This window comes from Sporomusa acidovorans (genome assembly GCF_900101845.1).
GTDB lineage: Bacteria > Bacillota > Negativicutes > Sporomusales > Sporomusaceae > Sporomusa > Sporomusa acidovorans.
The window spans coordinates 1-17,616 of record NZ_FNAM01000011.1; the positions used below are offsets into that span (position 1 = coordinate 1).

Sequence of the window (17,616 nt, forward strand, 5' to 3'; positions counted from 1 at the left end):
AAGTCGCTGTCCCCTTCAAATAAGCTCTGATGATTTATTCCCCGGAAAACTATATGGTAATAACCCGTAGCGCTTAACTTTCTGACCTGTCTGGACATTTTTATCACCTCTCTTTTACATTTTACCATTTTTAGGACGAAAAAGGAACGTCCCTATATGTCCCTTTTACATTTCAGTACATGACACGAATGCTACCACTACCCCCTGAAACAATTAACCTGTCACCATGTTTTTTATAAGCAACTAGGCCTGGACAAAGCAGTGTCCAGGCCTAGTTGCTGTAATAAATGCAGTGTTGTGCCGAAGTCTCTGTTTAGAAGAAATACTGTACCGTCATGTAGTACGTCCGGCCCTGCTGCGGATAGGATACATTGCCGATCTCGTCCAATGGACCGGCGCCGGTTCTGCGCCACAACTGTTCAGGACCTTTGTTAAACAAGTCGTTGACGCCGGCGGTCAATTTGGTTGTACTGTTTAAGTCATATTTCATACCGATATTGGTCAAACCGAGCGAGTCATACAGGGCGGAAGTTTCGCCAAAATGGACGCCGGTCTTACCCAGATAATGATATTCGCCAAAGACGGTGAGTTTATCACCGGGGAAGCGATAGCTTAAGCGGGTATTGGTCTCCCACTTCGGCACCCAGGGAAATGGCTTGCCTGCCTGGGATTCCGATTTCGTAACCATATTGTACATGCCGCTTTTGGTGATTAACGAATCGTTCCAGGTAACGGACTGTAGCAGGTTCCACCGCTGCCAGTTCATTTTGCTCTCCAGTTCAACGCCCTGGATTTTGCCGGCAGCCAGATTAGAATAATAACCATAGCCATACGGATCTAGCGCATAGGTACTCAAATTTTTGACATCCCGGTTAAAATAGGTCAACGTCACATCAGTGTCAGCCTGTAACGCTTTACCCTGCCAGTTGGCGCTGACATCCCAGCTGGTGCCATGCTCGACATAGGAATCCAGCATAAAATCACTCTTTTTACTTCGATACTCCTCCCAGCGAGACCTTACATTAACACCGTCACCGAACAGTTCATAGAAGTTCGGGAATTTGTAATAGGTCCCATAGGTGCCGCGGAAGGTCCAGTGGTCATTCTGCACTTTTTTGAGACCAAGACCGTAGGAGTATTTCCATTCTCTAAGATCGGGATCGCCCAAATCCACATCCATCGTCATCTTCTGGCCCCGCAGCACCGGGGTAAAGAACAGATTGCCGCTCTTGTTCAAGGTCATGGTATCCTGCACCTGGAAAAAATAGTTATTGGTACTGTAATCGGTTTTGAAATATTGCTTGTAAGAATCAATTACGCCGGTAAAACTGTCATTCTGCGGCCAGACATCAAAATTGTTGGTGTCGACCTTCATGGTCTCCCGGGAACAATCAAAGAGAAATTCCACCAGATGATTTTTGCCCATTTTCCAACTGCCGTCGATCGCTCCCTCATAACGCCGGTTGCGGAACTCGTTATCAGCCGTTGCAAAAAGCATGGCAAGACTATCGGGTTTAAACTGAGCACAAGCAGCTTCTTTATGCTGGTAGGAGGTATCCAGTTTCCAGCCCCATTCCAGGTTACCGGCAGTTTGTCGCCGTCCCAGCGACAATTCTGTCTTGGTCGTTTCCAGACACCGTTTCCGATATTTATCATAATTACCAGACGTTCCAATATGCTTTTTGATCTCGTCTAGCGGCATATCTACATAATAATCATATGCCGATTCAGGTAGTTTTGTTTTGTTATTTTTATAAGTCAGTTTGGCAAACCAGTGGTCATCCTGCCATTTTAAGAGGGCATCCGTGTTATGATAGTCGTTATTCATCCGCCAGCGGGATTCGGTAACATCATCGGATACTTCTCCACACGGATGGTGCTTGTCATAGCGAAAATCGCCTTGGGACTGATCCCGGTTTAAAGCAAACAACAGACTTCCCTCGCCAAGTGGCGCAGTCAGTTCCAAATTGCCGGTATAGCCGCTAAAAGAACGCATGCCGGTGGAGATGCTGCCTTTGCTTTCCTGCGGTTTTTTGGTCACGATATTGATGGCGCCGCCTAAAGGCGAGCCGGCAAACCGGGCCGGCACATAGCCGCGGTAGACTTCGACCCGTTCGACATTTTCAACAGGAATGGTGGACAGGTCAACGGCTGCGTCAGCAGAGGAATTGACCAGTACACCGTCAATGTAGATATTAACCTGCCCGCCGCTCGAACCGCGGACTCTGGCGACCGCGTAGTGGCCGGTGCCGCTCAGCCGCTGGACATAGACGCCCGGTACGGTCTGCAGGAGATCAGGGAGGTTCTTCATTTCGCCTTTGTATTCGGGCACATGGATAACCGAGACGGTGCCGGGGGACAGGTTTTTCTCCCAGTCAGGACGTTTGGCTTCGACGACCAGCGGCGCCAGTGTGAAGCTGCCGGGTTCATTGCCGCCGGTAACAATCGGAGCTGTCTCCGGCCCAGCCGTACCGGCAGCGGTTGTTGGGCGTTCATCAGTATCCATTAAACCGGCAGGTTCTGTCTGACCGGCTTGTCCGGTCTTGACCTGCTCTTCCTGGCTGGCCTGTGTTTTCTGATCGGCCTGATCAGCCGGCGGTGTCAGCTTGTCACCGACAACTGTTTTGTCCGTTCCGGCAGCTTCTTGGCCGGACTGTATGGTCTGACCGTCTTGCACCGTCTTATTGGTTTGTGCCGGTTGCGCTGCTTGCGTTGCCTTATCGGCAGCCGTCTTTGTCCCGACAGCCGTTGTTGTCTGCGGTTTCGCAGCCGCTTTTGCCGCCAGGGAAACTTCCGGCGCAGTCATGCTGCGGTCAAAGGCTACGTTCTGCGCGGCCGCCCGTTCGACGGACGAAGGACCATTGAAACGCCAGGACATACCGGCGTTGACCTGCCAGTCGGTATTGACTTTGCCGCCAACAGTTTTGGTCAGTTCGACAAAGGCATTTTTGTCTTTGCCTGTCTGCAGATTGGTGCCCAGGGCAAATTCATACCAAGTGTCGTGGCCGGCCAGGGTATCCACCGCCATGCTGGACCCCACTACATATTTTTGATAGGAAGAACTATAAATCATGGCATCGGCGCTCGCACTGCCGCCGTCTTTAAAATCGTGGTTGACCGCGGCTTTAACATACACCCTGCCTTTCCGGTCACCGTTGGTGAAGTTCCGGCCGGCGGTGACGCCCATACGGCCGGTGAGCATTTCCAGCTTGTCCTGGTTATAGCGCATGTTATTGGCCTGGGTATAACTATAGGCTTTCATTGTGCCGTAGGTAAGGCCGACCTGCGGCTCCAGATACCAGCCGTTCGGCAGCTGTTTTTGATAGCCGTAGCGGACACCGGCGCCATAAGCCCAGGTGCTGTAGTCGTTTTCATACAACTCATCATCCGAGTCGTAGAATTTATAGTTGTTGCTCAGTTTGGAGCCGCGGACGGTCAGATCGAGATAGTGCCCCTTGTCGCCGAGCCAGCTGGTATACAGGCCGATGCCGCCGCTCTTTAGATCACCGGCGGAGCTGCTGTAGAGCGCTGCGTCGGTGCCGCTTTCCATGCTATGCTGGTGAAAATCGGCATCCGAATTGAGCATACTGAGGAACAGGCCGGTATACAGCTTGCCGCCGAAAATCTTCCCCTCCCGCTGTTTGTCATAGCCGACCTGAATACCGTTGTAGCTCTGGTCAAAGCTGGAACCGTAGGCGCCGTCAAAGCTGTATTTGCCGCGCCAGACCTGCGCCCAGGCGCCGTCGGCCCCCTCGCTTTGGCCCCGCGCATTGGAGGCGCGCAGGTCTTCGCCCCGTTTCCAGAACAGACCGTCTTCCATCCGCCACAGATTGCGCATCGACAGCTGGGCATTGGCCGCACTGAGCACGCCCTGGGAAATGAGATCGGTACGGGTGGCCGTCCAGTCTATATTGTAATATTTAGAAACAGCGCCAGTATAAGGATCAGTAGAAGGAACGGATGTTAATTCCGGCACAAATAGATACTTGTGTAGTGAATCGTCAATATAATAGGATTCTGCTGCAAAATTAAGGTTGTTGGCCACATTCGAATCTAAATTAGTGAGAGAAACAATATTACTGCTGCTGCCCGACAAATAGTTCGCCTGACTAGCTTCCCAGTCGGTGCCGCAAAAATATTTACGATACCGGATCTGCACCCTGACCGTGGCGGAATCTTCGCCAGCGGCAAGTTGAGGATTATTAAACATAAAGCTATCCGAATAATCATTTTCGTTTACATTCATGCGCAGAATTGCCCCGTCATGTAAAATAGCGTGGTAGGCTACAAAACCTCGATCGCTACGGGTATCGTTGCGGTTCCAAGTATTAGCCGGATAGTTTTCCCCGTATTTATAAGACATATCCACTAAGGCATCTTTGTACAGTTCAAAAGTCCCATTTACCAATTTAAGTGACGTTGCATCCATGGGGCGCCAGATACCGCCGCCTAACACGACGATATCGCCATTGTATTGAACATTCAAAACGCTGGGCCGTTCCTTGGTACCGGACCAGGTCGTCACTGTTTCGCCTGCCCCAATGGTAAAGGACGTATTTTTCATATTTTTCAAGTCTGGTGTTGCATCGTTCAGAATTGCGCTCGCATATGCCGGCGATGTATAGAGCAAGGCCGACACTGCCAATGCCGCCAGCAGTGCCTGCCTTTTTTTCGTTCTGCCGTCTCGTTTCTTTAGTTTCCGCAAGGTTTTCTCTCTCCTATCTGTTGCTAATTGAATCAGCAGTACGCCGCCGCTGACTTCTTTTCTAAATGTCTTGTGTCAAGCCCTGGGTAGTTTCATTCAATGCCTGCTGCGCGTTTTTACTTCTCTGTGTCTTATTGTTCCTCTGCCCAGACCTTGCGCATCATCACCGGGTATTCTGCCGTCAGGTGCCGGCGGATGATGCCGCAATGTAACTACCGGCATGTGGGCTACCGGGTCACCTTGCCAATGACATCAGCGGTGATGTCGGTGCCGCCGTAGACCACGGCCCCGGCGTCAAGGATCACGGTCAGGCCTTTTTCCGCGGCGACGGCCTTAATGGCCGCTTCAATTTTGTCTCCCACCGGTTTCATCAGTTCGTCTTCCCGCTGGGCTTCCTGCTGCGCAAGCTTATCGCTGTAGGCTTTCTTGTCTGCCGGCGGCAGGCCTTTGGCATTGGCGTCATAGTCTTTTTGCGCCTCGGCCCGCATGGCCTGAATCCGGTTCATGAGATCCTGGATGCCGGGGTAGCCGGCGAAGACTTGCTGCCTGTTGACATAGCCGATTGATTGTCCGCTTTTCGCCGGGCTGGCCAGAGCTGCTGTCGGCATAAATACACCAACTATACCGAAGGCAAAAAATACGGCGATGATAGCGGTTATTTGTTTGCGTATTTGTGTATTGGTTTGTTTCATTGGTTATGCTCCTATCCTGTTCATTGTCGATACTGTCCCGCCTTCCCGGTCGCTTAGCAACTGCGGCTGGCAATAAAAAAAACTCCCTTACAGGAGTTGATTATGTCAGGCCGGAGGGAATTCGGGTTCCAGGTGCTGCCGTAATCCCCTTCCTGTCGCTCGCAGGTGCCGCAGCACGCTCTCCGCCGCAAAACGGCAGACTGACACGCTGCTATGGTGATCGCCGGACAGGCAGTTCTCCTGACTCCGGTTCATCGCTCGTTTGCGTCTTCCCAAAGCTTGCGCTCCAGTGACCCAGTACGTTAGCCGTACTGCTGCAAATTTGCTCCCCGTTACAGTGGCGGGACCGCGCCGGTGTTGCACCGGTCTTCCCTATTAAGCCCCAAAGGGCACCTCTCCCCACTTTATGTTGTTGTTTGGCTTTTGTCTTATGTTCCCTCCCTTGCCAGGCCGGAAAAAACGTCCGTTTCCTGCCCGTTTTTATGTGTTGCTCCGGTTCCCTCCTTTGCTGCTCGTTGCCTTGTGCAAGGATAAATGCTCACACAAGCCCCCAATCCTCTCCCTGTTGATCGCAGGTCCGGCAAGGATGTCAGTACAGGCAGTTCTCCTGGCTCTCCGTCATCGTTAGCCCCGCCTTCCCGGCAGCTTTATCTCCTGCCAGTGGCCTTTTAGGGCTAACTCGGGCTTACAGTGGCGAAACCGCGCCGGCTTTCAACCGGTCTTCCCTATTGAGCCCTCTTGACAGGGCACCTGTACCCGCTAAATTTTCATTCACTTAGTGCATCTGCTGCTATATCCGCTCTTCCCAATGGAGCAGCAGTTCATCAGAAACTCTTGTCCGAAAAAGCTTATCCATAACCACAAAATAAAAAAGAAGCCATCTTTGCCCGGTAGACAAGGAGGCTTCTTCGCTGAGCCGGCACAGCCGGCATACCACACGCATGCAAATCTCCCTTCCTGTCGGTCGCAGGTTGCTACCATATTAACCCTATCTTGCGGATTCCAGCGGTGGATTTTTTGCAAAAAATCTTATCGCTATTCTCCTTACAGTCTTAGAGTCGTCACGGTACTAACGGTGATTGTCATACAGGCAGTTCTCCTGGCTCTGGATCATCGCTCTGCCAAACCTTCCCAAGACGGTTATGTCTCAGTGGCACAATCATGGCTTTGCTCTCCAATACAGTGGCGGGACCGCGCCGGCCTTAAACCGGCTTTTCTGTTAGGCCCTTACGGGCACCTATACCAAATTATTTGATTTTCCTTTGTTTTACATTATCATAGCACAAATTTTTCCTTTTGTCATACCTTTTCTGTTTTATTTCGTTTTATTTTGACATTTTTCACCTTTCATGTTTTGCTTGATTTCTATACCGGTAAATAAATCTTCATTTCGAAGAAGCAAAGGGACGTTTAATTTGCTTTCCTTAAAATTGATAGGGGTATTTTCACGTTCCAGTATATGCCATTAACTATCGTCAAATCCAGAGGGAAAAATTAAAAAATTTTATCGAGAAGCGCAGGTTACCAAATATACTTTGCGTTTCATCGAAAAAATATAAAGCCTACTAGTATTCTCTTATTTAATCCACTTTGCAATCAACATATTTACCTTGGGCTGGCTAATAGATTTTTTACCTCTGGCTAGTTCAGGTGCAATCTTTAAAGCGTCAACTATTTCTACATGGCCTGCTAAAACCATTTCATCAAGCAAATCCAAACCATCTTTACAAGACAAGCCTCGTGCTTCCGCTTCCTTACGTAGCTTTGAATCATGCGCAGCAAGATATACTACCTTAAAATGATTTAAACAACGTAATCCAAGTACAATGTTGCTGGCATCCGGTACAGATAAACCGGAGCGTTTAGCCCTAATTTTCTGTATCGCAACAATCTCATTACTATCAAAACTTTCTATAGTAACCCCCAGTTGTTCAACTTCCTCCGTTGACGGAACGACCAGTTCATCCCAGACAAAATCGGGAACTCTTAACTGATAGGGAAGCTGTCCAATTTGTTCCAATAGTCCAAATTGATACAAGTCCATCCACATGGATGAATCGACAATTAAGACAACACTTTTCTGCATGTTTGAATCCACGTTACATTACCTCACAGCATTCGCTATTAGGTAAATAATATAAAAATTCACGGGCTTTCGACTGTGTGATGCACTGTTCTGCTACTGCGCGAGCAACAAGACGTTCAAAACGCTTCGCCTGTTCGGGAACAAACTGGTTAAATTCCTCGTCAGGCTCAATCCTGTGCCAGCCACGCTTGCGAAATTCCCTAAAAAACTTGTTGGCTGTATCTTCCGTTATAATCCCAAGGTCTTTCGCCCGATAAACTAATGCTTGCATACTGAGCCCGTATTTTCTTTTTAGCTCAATTAACTCCTGCTTTCCAAAGCTAGTCCGTTTCTTACCTATATCCCGATAGGCGCTCATTGCTGGAATTAAAAAAGCCCCTGCAAACCGGTTGGCAAATTTCTCTTCGTCTAGTTCGCAATTGACCAAGCTTTGCCGTTCAAGTAAATGAAAAACAATATGCCCCAGTTCGTGCGCTAGGGTAAAACGGCTCCGTGCCAAGGGATACCGACTATTAGTAACAATTAAAAAGGCACCCTTTCCGTTTACGTAACTTACTGCGTCAAATTTATCGGGTCCGTCTATCAACAATACTTTGACCTCAATATCTTCTAATAGTTCCACCAAATCTTCAATGGCATCCTGACCAATCTGTAACCTCTCACGGAATTTCGGTACGAATTCTTCTAATTGATCAAGCTCGGTAATCGGAAAATTCAAACTACATACTGCCGCCTGAAAGTTGATATCTTGTTCTCCGATTTCTAAATACTCCTCCAATTCTTGGTATTTTTCTGCCCAATCAAGCGCTTTTTCTAAAATTGCATCCATCTCACCCTTAGTCAGTTTATTTCGCTTGCGGTATCCCAACAAAGTAAGCTGAACTGTAGGCTCTTCAAAAAAATAGCTAACCGGTACTTTCAGCACTTTAGAAAGCTGAATTAATACTGTCGAGTTCGGTGCGACTTGATCTTTTTCGTATTTTGCTATAGCTGTATGAGACATCCCCATCCGCTCTGCAACATCTTTCAAGGTCATTTGAGCAGCTTTTCTGGCCGACAATAATCTTTTTCCAATATTCATGAAAGCTAACCTCCTTGTTTAATTATATTTTACACTCACAGTTTAATATATTCAATATCGTTATAATTTTATATTTTTAAACTAAAATTATTAAAATTAAAAAACAAAACCATTTAGCTGGTTTTGTTTTTTCTTTGAGCATTAACTTCCTTAGTAAACATGCCGTCTAACACTTTAACGGCTTCTTGCATTTCCGGCAAAACATGGGCGTAGGTATCTTGTCTCATAGCTACCGTACTATGGCCTAGGCGCTCCGAAACATCTAACCTTTGAAAAATCATAAATACCTTTTAATACTGTATTTACCAGTAAAATATAAAAAATCCTGCAATTATCCATTTATTTTGCAGGATTTGTCAATTGAGGCCTTCATTCTCTTTTTGCAGAAACTCATTTACCTCGTTGCCCGCTCCGGGACAACGAGGCGTTCTCTTCTAGGGCTCAAGGGGACGGAGTTGTCGACACCCCCGTCCTGTGCCGTCCCTGGCATTAGCTAATAACCATCTTCATGACAAAGACATCCTCATAAGCTCGTTGTGAATTTCAGGAAGTCCTTTATTAATGTCGTCCACTGTTGTGCGTGCCACGCTAAGGCGTATGCCTTTTTTATAATAATGACTGTTAACGAAACAATCAATTCCTGGAGTAACTAGAATGCTCTGTCGCCTTTTCAGATTTTCCACAAATTGGCTCTCATTAATGCGGTCAGGCAGTTTCAGATAGCTATAAAAACCACTCTCGCCTCCTACCCACTCCATTCCAAGCTTTGCTGCATCAACAAAATGCGTTTTAAGACATTCAAGCCTTGAAAACAATTCATCTTTAACGGAAGATACATGTTTTTTTAACAGATTGCTGCGTATATAGATTTCTAAAGTAGATTGAGACACCAGAGATGGCGAGAAGTAGGAATGGTAATACGAATACCTTACATGTTCAGTAAATATGGGTAATAGGTGCGATGGAATAACGGTTATACCAATTCTAATCCAGGGTATTATTTTAATGAAACTTTTCAAGTAGATATGATGTTTATGATCACCGTAGGAGTATATGGGATCTCCATAGTTACCAAACATGATATCGCCGAAATAATCATCTTCTACTATATATACATCGTATTTTTCAGCCAGTCGCGCGATAGCTTTGCGCTGTTCCTTATTGTAACAAGTACCTAACGGATTATGACTGCTGGGCACTGTGTAAAAAAATTTAATCTTTTCTTTCTTAAAGAGAGCCGCCAAAAAGTCTATATCAACTCCGTCTTTATCTCGTAGTATGCCAAGAATTTTTGCACCGTTAATTTTTAAAAAATTATTATAATACCTGAATGTAGGTTGTTCAATCAAAATAATGTCTTTCTTATTGGGAAAAGGCATTTGGTTTAAAATGTTGAGAGCTTGCTGAACACCCAGATTGACAAAGATATTATCGGTAGCTGTGAATACTTGAAAATTAGCTAAGTATTTTGGCAATAGGTTTCTTAAAGAAGGAACACCGTAAAGCTTATGCCCAGCAAAACTATTTGTACTGCATGTCAACCGCCCGGTCAAGACAGTGCTTCAGGTCGGGAATGTAGATATTACTAAACAACGGATTACCTCTAGAAAAATCAATTATATCAGTATGTTTCTGTTCTGTATTCGGGCGGTTCTCCACAACATAACATCCACTCTGGGGAACAGAATAGATCAAATGCTTGCTCTTTAAAGTGTCATACGCTTTCACTGCGGTACTTTTACTACATTGATAAGTAGCACATAATTCCCGGATAGATGGTACTCTGTGACACTGTCGAAACCTACCTTCCTGTATGAATGTTTCCATGTCATCCGCAATTCGCTCGTATGCTTTCTTCATACATTCAACCCCCAACTGTATCGGTACAGTAAGAGTATAACACAATTGTTACCGTGAATTTCTAGGGATATAATGAATTTAGTGTCAAATCAATGCGAAAGAATCCTTAGGGGGTAACCGAAATATGCTTAAACAACAATACCGGCTTAATATATTTCATATAATCATTGACGGCCTATTTGCTAGTGTGCCAATACTCCTTTCGTTCATGATCATCTCTTTTGGATCTAGTGAGAAAGTTGCTGGTATTATTATGTCTCTGGCTATTATGGTAAGTACTTTTTCAGGATTATTGACAAAATTCTTTTCGCAACAATTCGGAGCGTTGCGCACCTTAATCATGATATCGTTATTATACGGCTTGGGATTTTTTATGAATACTTTTGCCTGCAATATTTATCTTGCTGGATTTTGCTTTATCATAGCAATCGCAGGATATGGTTTATTTCATAATGTTGCTTTTTCCTATCTTACATCAAATTCTGAAAGACAATCACTTGGAAAAACTATGGGTGATTTTACCGCTATTGGCGATATTGGAAGAATTCCTTTTGCTTCACTCGCTGGCTTTATTGCCGCTTTTTCTATGTTTGGGGTACCAGGATGGAGAATTGTCTGTTTAACATATGGCCTAGGAGTTTTGCTATTTTCAGGATATATATATGTTTCCTCTTTCTGCAAAAAAGAAAAAATCAATCAAAAAAACTCGCCCACAGCAAAAACACCAAGCCATATTCCCTCCTTTTCACTTTTACGCAACCCTCAATATGCGCTGCCAATAAGTGCAAACGTACTTGATGCATTGGCGAGCGACCAAATTTTTACCTTTTTACCCTTCCTCCTCTTGGCGAAAGGTATTGACCCAAGAGTCATTGGAACTTTCGCACTTGCCTTTACATTTGGTTGCTTTCTCGGAAAAGTAGCTTGTGGAAGATTGGTTGATACATTTGGCATGCGCAAAGTATTTGTTATATCAGAGGTTATGATGGCGTTACTTCTTGTGCTTCTTGTTATAGGCCAATATCTTTTTATCATTGTCGGGGCTTCACTCTTGCTCGGCATTGTAACAAAAGGCACAATTCCTGTTGTCCAAACGATTATTACAGAGCCAGTTAGAGAAAAACATAACTATGACGATATTTTTGCAATTAATACCTTTTGCCGTGGAACTACCAACATAATTACTCCTCTGCTTTTTGGCTTCATCGCTTCATCATTTGGCGTAATTTGGATTTATGTTATTATGGCTATTGTTGCCGTATGCGCTATCATACCAGTGCTTATGATGGTTAAAAATATACAGCCATTAGTTTTGCAGAAGTAAACTTTAGCATCTCACCCGTAATAAATCGACCAAGATTTAACCCGATAAATGCACCAGCATTATTACTCTTTGCTGTTTTGGCATACCACTAAACTCATGGTAAGTTTTAATCGCCACCGCATAGTCATACGCTTGCCACATACTAAAAGACCAAATAGCAGGATAGAATAGTATCCATTGAAAGTCGATATTTTTAAGAGCTTGCTCAAAATCTCCATTAAAAACATAATAAATACATAAATTAAGCTTTGCCATATAATTAATTACAGTTTCAAGTATCAAGAGAGTTATTCCCATTATATAATCCCGATTATATAATTGCCCGAATCCTGGAAACATAGCTGACCAACTTGTAAAACAACCAATAGATATGAAAGCAAAAACCGCACCTCAGAAGATGCGGTTAAGAGTACGATTATTTAGCTTTCTGACTTTTGATTCGATCTCTATCAAGCATCGGATGAAGCACTTACTGTCGTTTTTTTCGGTTCTGCCAAGGTCATTATTATGATAAAACCAATTATCGCTGACACCGCGAAATAAGAAAAAACGATGTTATAGCTTTGGAACTTATCCAAAAGAGCCCCGGCTATCATTGGTGAAAAAAATCCGCCAAGATTACCGCCGCTATTGACCAGTGCGATGGCTGTCGGATAGGTATCTTTAGTGGTCAGGCCCATTGGATAAGCGGTAAAGGCCGGCCAGCCGACGTTGATCATAAATCCGACAGCAAACAGAGTAAGGGCGACCAGGCTTACGTTTTCAGGGACATTTATCAATATAATCATCATGATACAAGTTGCCAGAGCAGTAATGAGCATTGTGGGCTTTCTTCTCTTGTCAAAAACCTTGTCCGATAGCCAGCCACCGGCCACTGACCCAATAAAGCCGCCAATCCAGGGGGCTGAGGCAACAAAACCCATTTTTAGGAAGGAATAGCCTTTGGCGGTCACTAGGTAGGATGGTATCCATGTCAGCAGTCCCTGCAGCACGCAAACCATAAAAAAGTATGCGCAGGTATCACCGACGACATTCCAGGACTTAAAAATTTTTGCGTTGCTATCTACTAATTTAACTTCCTTAAAGCGGATAAAACGGTCAATCCAGCCCAGATCTTTATAGTCGGTATTGCTTATACCGCCATCACTTTTTTCCCGGATATATTGCAGTTCCTCGGGAGAACAGTTAGGACTTTCTTCCGGCCGATTCCGTACATAAATATACCAGACGATTGCCATCACGATTCCGGGTATGGCAAAGGAGTAAAATACGTAGCGCCAGCCAAAATTAACGGCAATCCATACAGAAATCATGGGAACAATAATCGGTGCAAACATTGTTGCCCCGATATAACCGAGTCCGGTTGCCGTCGCTTTTTCCTGAGACGGGAACCAATTGTTTATAGTTGACGTCATGCCTACGGGCGTAGGCCCTTCGGCAATACCCAAAACAAACCTCAGCCACTTCATACTTACAATCGAGTTTACTGTCCCTAATAAAAAGGTAATAAACGAAAAGCCGAAGATCGATAATGTGGCCAGGCCCCGGACACCATAGCGGCTGTAAAAGAGACCGGCGGGAATTTGAGATACTGCATATCCGAGGAAGAAAAAGCTCATTATCGCCCCTGCCTCAAAGTTACTAATAGGAAAATCGTTTTTCAGAAACGGAATTAATACGCCTACATTACTGCGATCGGCAAAGTTAATTGTGTACGTAATAAAAATGATTGCCAGGACTACCCAGCGAAAGCGCGTAGCACGGGGAACTGATGTACCAACAACAGGATTTGTCATCTAAATTCCTCCCATAAGATGTATTATTAATAGCTAAGAATCAGGGAAACAGCTCAGTCATTCTTTACCCTGTCATAAGCAGTAATGAACGCTTCAACTTCGCACTTTGTCGGCGTGGAATCAGAGCAGCTGTGCCCTCCGATAGTAATGGCCGAGGCTGCCGACGCATATTTCAGCGACTCATCAATGGTCTTGCCGGAAATCAGGCCAAACATGAAGGTCCCTGCATAGGCATCACCCGCCCCAAAGGTTTTCACCACCTTTGCCGGGTACGGTTTTCCGGCATAGACCTTGCCGTCGGCAGTGTAGATTGTCGACCCCATTTTGCCATGCTTGATCGAAACCAGCTTAACATTCCGGGAAAGCAGATTTTTTACCGTCAATTTGTCGTCGGATTTTCCTTGCATAAGCAAAGATTCCATTTTGTCGTATTCATCGCGGGTTGCAACCACCATGTCAGCTTTTTCGGCTGCCAGCATATAGTAAATGGCCGCTTCGGCATCAGAATTCCAAGTCCCCTCGCGATAATCAGGATCAAATACAATTCGCACACCGTTGCGTCTGGCAAATTCCATCACTAAGAAAACCGCTTCCCGCGCAGGACTATACGACAGGGATGTTCCCGAAATCAGGACCGCCTTAAATTTACTGATGTATTCTTCATCAATCTCGCTGCAGGAAATATTAAGGTCGGCAACGTTTTGCCGGTATACCAAACAGTTACATTCGGTCGGTGATTTGATTTCCCCTATCGTTATACCTGACCGTGCCCCACTTTTATCAATGGCAATATGCGAAGTATCAATCCCCTTTTTCTCAAGATACTGCCTAATATACCGGCCAAACTGATCGTCGGACACCTTGCCGATATAGCCAACCTTCAACCCCATATTGCTCATGGCCACTGCCGTGTTCGCCGGCGACCCACCAACATATTTGGTAAAAGTAACCGCTTCTTCCAGTGGGCCGGTCTCGTTGGCATAAATGTCGATTGTGGCCCGGCCCATTGCCACTACATCCATAGGTTTTGCCTGGTCAAATTGTAGACTCATCCTTATCCCTCCCATACTTTTGAAATAACAACATTCGTGGTTTTATTTCTTCTCGTTTTCCAGGTACGCCAATAAATCTAGCGCCTCTTTAACCGAGTTTTTGCCGTGAATAATTGAAGAAATGGCCTTTATTAGCGAGGCCGGATCTCCGTACTGAAAGACAAATCTGCCAAAGGTAACGCCAATCGCTCCAGCGTCGACAACATCATATGCCATCTGAAAGTAATGTTCCAGGTCTTTACCTGGACTTCCACCGGCCACAACAACCTTGGCCGGACAAGCCTGTACCACTTTGGCAAAACTTTCCGGGTCGCCGGTATAACTGGTTTTGACAATATCTACCCCTAATTCGGCACCAAGCCGGGCCGCGTACATAACATACTCTGCCTTGTAATAGCAGTCTTTCGCAATCTGGTTCCCCCGCGGATATATATGGGCAACCAGCGGCATACCAAAAGAAGCCGCATCCTTGGCCATCTTCCCCAGTGCTGCCACTTGAGCGGGTTGAGTATCCCCACATACTATGCAGCCGACGGAAACAGCATCGGCTCCAAGGCGAACAGCCTCTTCCACATCACCGACAACAGTATCCAAGTCCGGCTGATAGGGCGAAAAGGTTGAACACTTAACGACAAGCGGGATTTTACCGGCATGCTTGGCATAACACTTTTCAGCAAGTCCCTTGTGCATTGTTAGCGCATCCGGTTCTCCGGCTACTAATTTGGCAAGCGTGTCTTCAATCGTATCAAGCCCCCGCATAACGCCCCGTGCCATTGCATGGTCAACCGTTATCCCCAGATAGCGACCGTCCCTTTTGCTTAGCAGCCTGTTCATTCGTACTTCTTTACCCAAAAAACTCATGTTGACCTCCTTATTATTTGCCGAGTTTGAAATCGGCTAATATACTAAAATATATTTTTAATTTTATTGATAATTATTTGAAATTTAATTTCAATAGTGGCAAAAAAACAAGTCCGCCATGACAGGCTACGACTTAATTAATATTTTAAACTCACTGCCGCTCTTTTGTTTTTGGTACGCATCTACAAAATCGTCGATTGTATAGACGGCACTGATAAACGGTTTGACGTCAATCTTACCGTCACTTACTAACGAAAAGGCATCTGCATAATTTTTCTGTGTGTACCCTGACGAACCGGCTAGTTGAATTTCCTTATAATGCAGAGCGTTTAGGTCGATATTGCCCAAACCTCTGTCGGGAAAACCACTGAATAGAACAACAGTACCACCCTTTGCGCAGCAATTTACCAGATTGTTAATTTCAGAGGTTGCGGCACAAGCAAAAATTATTTTGTTAAAACCATCTACCCCATTCTTTTGGGCAACATCCAAAATATTCTCTACCGCCGGGTTTATCGCCCGATCAGCGCCTGTAGTAAGTGCTTTCGCTCTTCTATATTCCAATAAATCACTGACAACCACAAAATTAGCTCCACGCAACTTGCTCAGCAGAACATGAAACTGCCCAATGGTTCCTGCACCGACGATTAAGACATGATCACCTTGACCGATATCAGCCTTATTATTGCCGTTTAAACAGCAGGCCAATGGTTCAATTAACGCAGCTTCTTTAAAGGACAAATGACGGGGAATTACGAATATATTTTTTTTTGTGGCGGCAACCGCCGGAATCCGGATATAGCCGGCGAAACCGCCGTCAATGTCATAGCCAATCGTCGAACGATTGAGACAAAGATTTTCTCGCCCGCAAAGACAATTCCGACAGTGTCCGCAGGCAATAATTGGTGCGACACTTACTCGGTCACCGGGTCGAAACAAGGTGACCTGATTACCAACTTCATAAATAGTTCCGCTGATTTCATGGCCGACAACCCGGGGATAAGAAACGCCTTTCGTTTTTTTACCTTCCAGTATTCTTATATCTGTCGCACAAATAGCGCAATAGGCAACCTTTATCAGCAATTCATCGGCTTCAATTCCAGGAGGCGGGGAAATTTCCAATCTAAATTCATTTGGATTGGATAAAACTATCTTTTTCATATAATTCCTTTTTGAATTTAAATTTTTCCGTCCGAAGTTGCGCTACGGGTAATATACATGGCGTTTTTGCATTCCTCATACCTGTTCATAGTATAGGCGATCAACAAAGCGTCAAGCACGGTAAACTCTGCCAGCCGTGAAGCCGATCCCTCGTATTTGTAATTGGTTTCCTTAGCGGCGGTAAAAAGAACAATGTCGCTCACCTTCAGTATTGGCGACTTAGCCTGGTTAGTCAGGGCAATCGTTGTGGCACCAACTTCTTTGGCAAGCCGCAAGCAACGGATAGTCTGCACGCTGCTGCCGGTATGGGATATACCTATTGCCACATCACCCGGCCCCAGTAAGCTGGCAGAAATAGCCTGGGTATCCGTATCCAACTCTGTCCCGCACTTCTTGCCGATTTTGAGGAACTGATGCTTCATGTTTATACCTACATATGCGGATGCGCCCGTTCCGTAGAATTCCAGCCTGTTAGCCGTGTTAATGGCAGCGACGGCACGCTCAAATTCATCGTCATTAAGCACAGCCAATGTATCGGAAATAGCCTGTATTCGTGATTGAAATACCTTGCGCTTAATCACCCTAAGAGTATCATTAACGTCATAATCTTCCAAAATAACTTTCTGAGGATTAACGATATATTTGGCAAAATTAATTTTAAGGTCCTGAAAGCCCTTATAACCTACCGATTTGCAAAAACGCACAACCGTTGCCTCACTCGAGTCAGCCCGCGAAGCCAACTCCCCCACGGTAAGGTAAATGATATCTTCAACATTATTTAAAATATAATGTGCTATTTTGGACTCTGCTTCGGTCAGAGACGGCAACTGATTTTTAATAGCGGTAATGGCCGGTATACTCACAATATTACCTCTCTTGGCGGACGCCTTTATACGGCATGTTTTCTCCTGATTCAGGAAATTGTCCGATAATTTATAATAATTATATCATTTCAGAAAATTAATGTCAATAATTCGCGATTTTTATTGAAATTTAAT

Annotated in this window: 15 protein-coding genes and 3 riboswitches; of the genes, 1 reads left to right on the forward strand and 14 read right to left on the reverse strand. The window is 45.3% G+C overall.

What is annotated here, in order from left to right; genetic code table 11:
- Positions 1 to 313 precede the first annotated feature (313 nt).
- The 8 genes from BLR65_RS09500 to BLR65_RS09525 form a co-directional block, all read right to left on the reverse strand.
- The gene (locus BLR65_RS09500) at positions 314 to 4,705 is read right to left on the reverse strand and encodes a TonB-dependent receptor domain-containing protein (protein WP_093793961.1); all 4,392 of its coding nucleotides are present in this window, start codon (positions 4,703 to 4,705) and stop codon (positions 314 to 316) included.
- A gap of 96 nt (positions 4,706 to 4,801) precedes the next feature.
- Positions 4,802 to 4,927 carry a hypothetical protein gene (locus tag BLR65_RS31355; RefSeq protein WP_281241510.1) on the reverse strand — a complete coding sequence of 42 codons (126 nt, stop codon included), beginning with the start codon at positions 4,925 to 4,927 and terminating at the stop codon, positions 4,802 to 4,804.
- Positions 4,928 to 4,932: 5 nt separating this feature from the next.
- The gene (locus BLR65_RS09505; protein ID WP_093793962.1) at positions 4,933 to 5,397 is read right to left on the reverse strand and encodes an OmpH/Skp family outer membrane protein; all 465 of its coding nucleotides are present in this window, start codon (positions 5,395 to 5,397) and stop codon (positions 4,933 to 4,935) included.
- Between the two features lie 213 nt (positions 5,398 to 5,610).
- Positions 5,611 to 5,809, reverse strand: a riboswitch (cobalamin riboswitch).
- 168 nt (positions 5,810 to 5,977) lie between these two features.
- Positions 5,978 to 6,166: riboswitch (cobalamin riboswitch) on the reverse strand.
- Positions 6,167 to 6,187: 21 nt separating this feature from the next.
- Complete coding sequence (locus tag BLR65_RS29675) at positions 6,188 to 6,340, reverse strand: hypothetical protein (protein WP_169716996.1); 153 nt, start codon at positions 6,338 to 6,340, stop codon at positions 6,188 to 6,190.
- Positions 6,341 to 6,469: 129 nt separating this feature from the next.
- A riboswitch (cobalamin riboswitch) is annotated at positions 6,470 to 6,653 on the reverse strand.
- Positions 6,654 to 6,973: 320 nt separating this feature from the next.
- Complete coding sequence (locus BLR65_RS09510; protein WP_093793963.1) at positions 6,974 to 7,495, reverse strand: PIN domain-containing protein; 522 nt, start codon at positions 7,493 to 7,495, stop codon at positions 6,974 to 6,976.
- Position 7,496: 1 nt separating this feature from the next.
- The gene (locus BLR65_RS09515; protein WP_093793964.1) at positions 7,497 to 8,564 is read right to left on the reverse strand and encodes an XRE family transcriptional regulator; all 1,068 of its coding nucleotides are present in this window, start codon (positions 8,562 to 8,564) and stop codon (positions 7,497 to 7,499) included.
- Positions 8,565 to 9,070: 506 nt separating this feature from the next.
- Positions 9,071 to 10,117, reverse strand: a complete 1,047-nt coding sequence (locus tag BLR65_RS09520) for an aminotransferase-like domain-containing protein (RefSeq protein WP_093793965.1) — start codon at positions 10,115 to 10,117, stop codon at positions 9,071 to 9,073.
- The gene (locus BLR65_RS09525; RefSeq protein ID WP_093793966.1) at positions 10,086 to 10,424 is read right to left on the reverse strand and encodes a GntR family transcriptional regulator; all 339 of its coding nucleotides are present in this window, start codon (positions 10,422 to 10,424) and stop codon (positions 10,086 to 10,088) included. Before BLR65_RS09525 ends, BLR65_RS09520 begins: the two co-directional genes overlap by 32 nt.
- A gap of 124 nt (positions 10,425 to 10,548) precedes the next feature.
- Here BLR65_RS09525 and BLR65_RS09530 point away from each other — a divergent pair, with 124 nt between their 5' ends.
- Entirely contained in the window at positions 10,549 to 11,748 is a 1,200-nt protein-coding gene (locus BLR65_RS09530; RefSeq protein WP_093793967.1) for an MFS transporter, read from the forward strand.
- A 36-nt stretch (positions 11,749 to 11,784) separates the two neighbouring features.
- Here BLR65_RS09530 and BLR65_RS09535 read toward each other — a convergent pair whose 3' ends face one another.
- The 6 genes from BLR65_RS09535 to BLR65_RS09560 form a co-directional block, all read right to left on the reverse strand.
- Positions 11,785 to 12,003, reverse strand: coding sequence for a hypothetical protein (locus tag BLR65_RS09535; RefSeq protein ID WP_143122543.1), 219 nt, complete (start codon positions 12,001 to 12,003; stop codon positions 11,785 to 11,787).
- 194 nt (positions 12,004 to 12,197) lie between these two features.
- A complete protein-coding gene (locus BLR65_RS09540; RefSeq protein WP_093793969.1) occupies positions 12,198 to 13,544 on the reverse strand; it encodes an MFS transporter in 1,347 nt (448 codons plus the stop codon).
- A 53-nt stretch (positions 13,545 to 13,597) separates the two neighbouring features.
- Positions 13,598 to 14,596: a 5-dehydro-2-deoxygluconokinase gene (gene iolC, locus BLR65_RS09545; RefSeq protein WP_093793970.1), complete on the reverse strand. Its 999-nt coding sequence runs from the start codon at positions 14,594 to 14,596 to the stop codon at positions 13,598 to 13,600.
- Positions 14,597 to 14,638: 42 nt separating this feature from the next.
- Positions 14,639 to 15,457 (reverse strand): class I fructose-bisphosphate aldolase, encoded by an 819-nt coding sequence (locus BLR65_RS09550; RefSeq protein WP_093793971.1) that lies wholly within the window; start codon positions 15,455 to 15,457, stop codon positions 14,639 to 14,641.
- 126 nt (positions 15,458 to 15,583) lie between these two features.
- Positions 15,584 to 16,618: an alcohol dehydrogenase catalytic domain-containing protein gene (locus BLR65_RS09555; RefSeq protein WP_093793972.1), complete on the reverse strand. Its 1,035-nt coding sequence runs from the start codon at positions 16,616 to 16,618 to the stop codon at positions 15,584 to 15,586.
- Between the two features lie 17 nt (positions 16,619 to 16,635).
- Positions 16,636 to 17,481: a MurR/RpiR family transcriptional regulator gene (locus BLR65_RS09560; RefSeq protein WP_093793973.1), complete on the reverse strand. Its 846-nt coding sequence runs from the start codon at positions 17,479 to 17,481 to the stop codon at positions 16,636 to 16,638.
- Between the last annotated feature and the right edge of the window lie 135 nt (positions 17,482 to 17,616).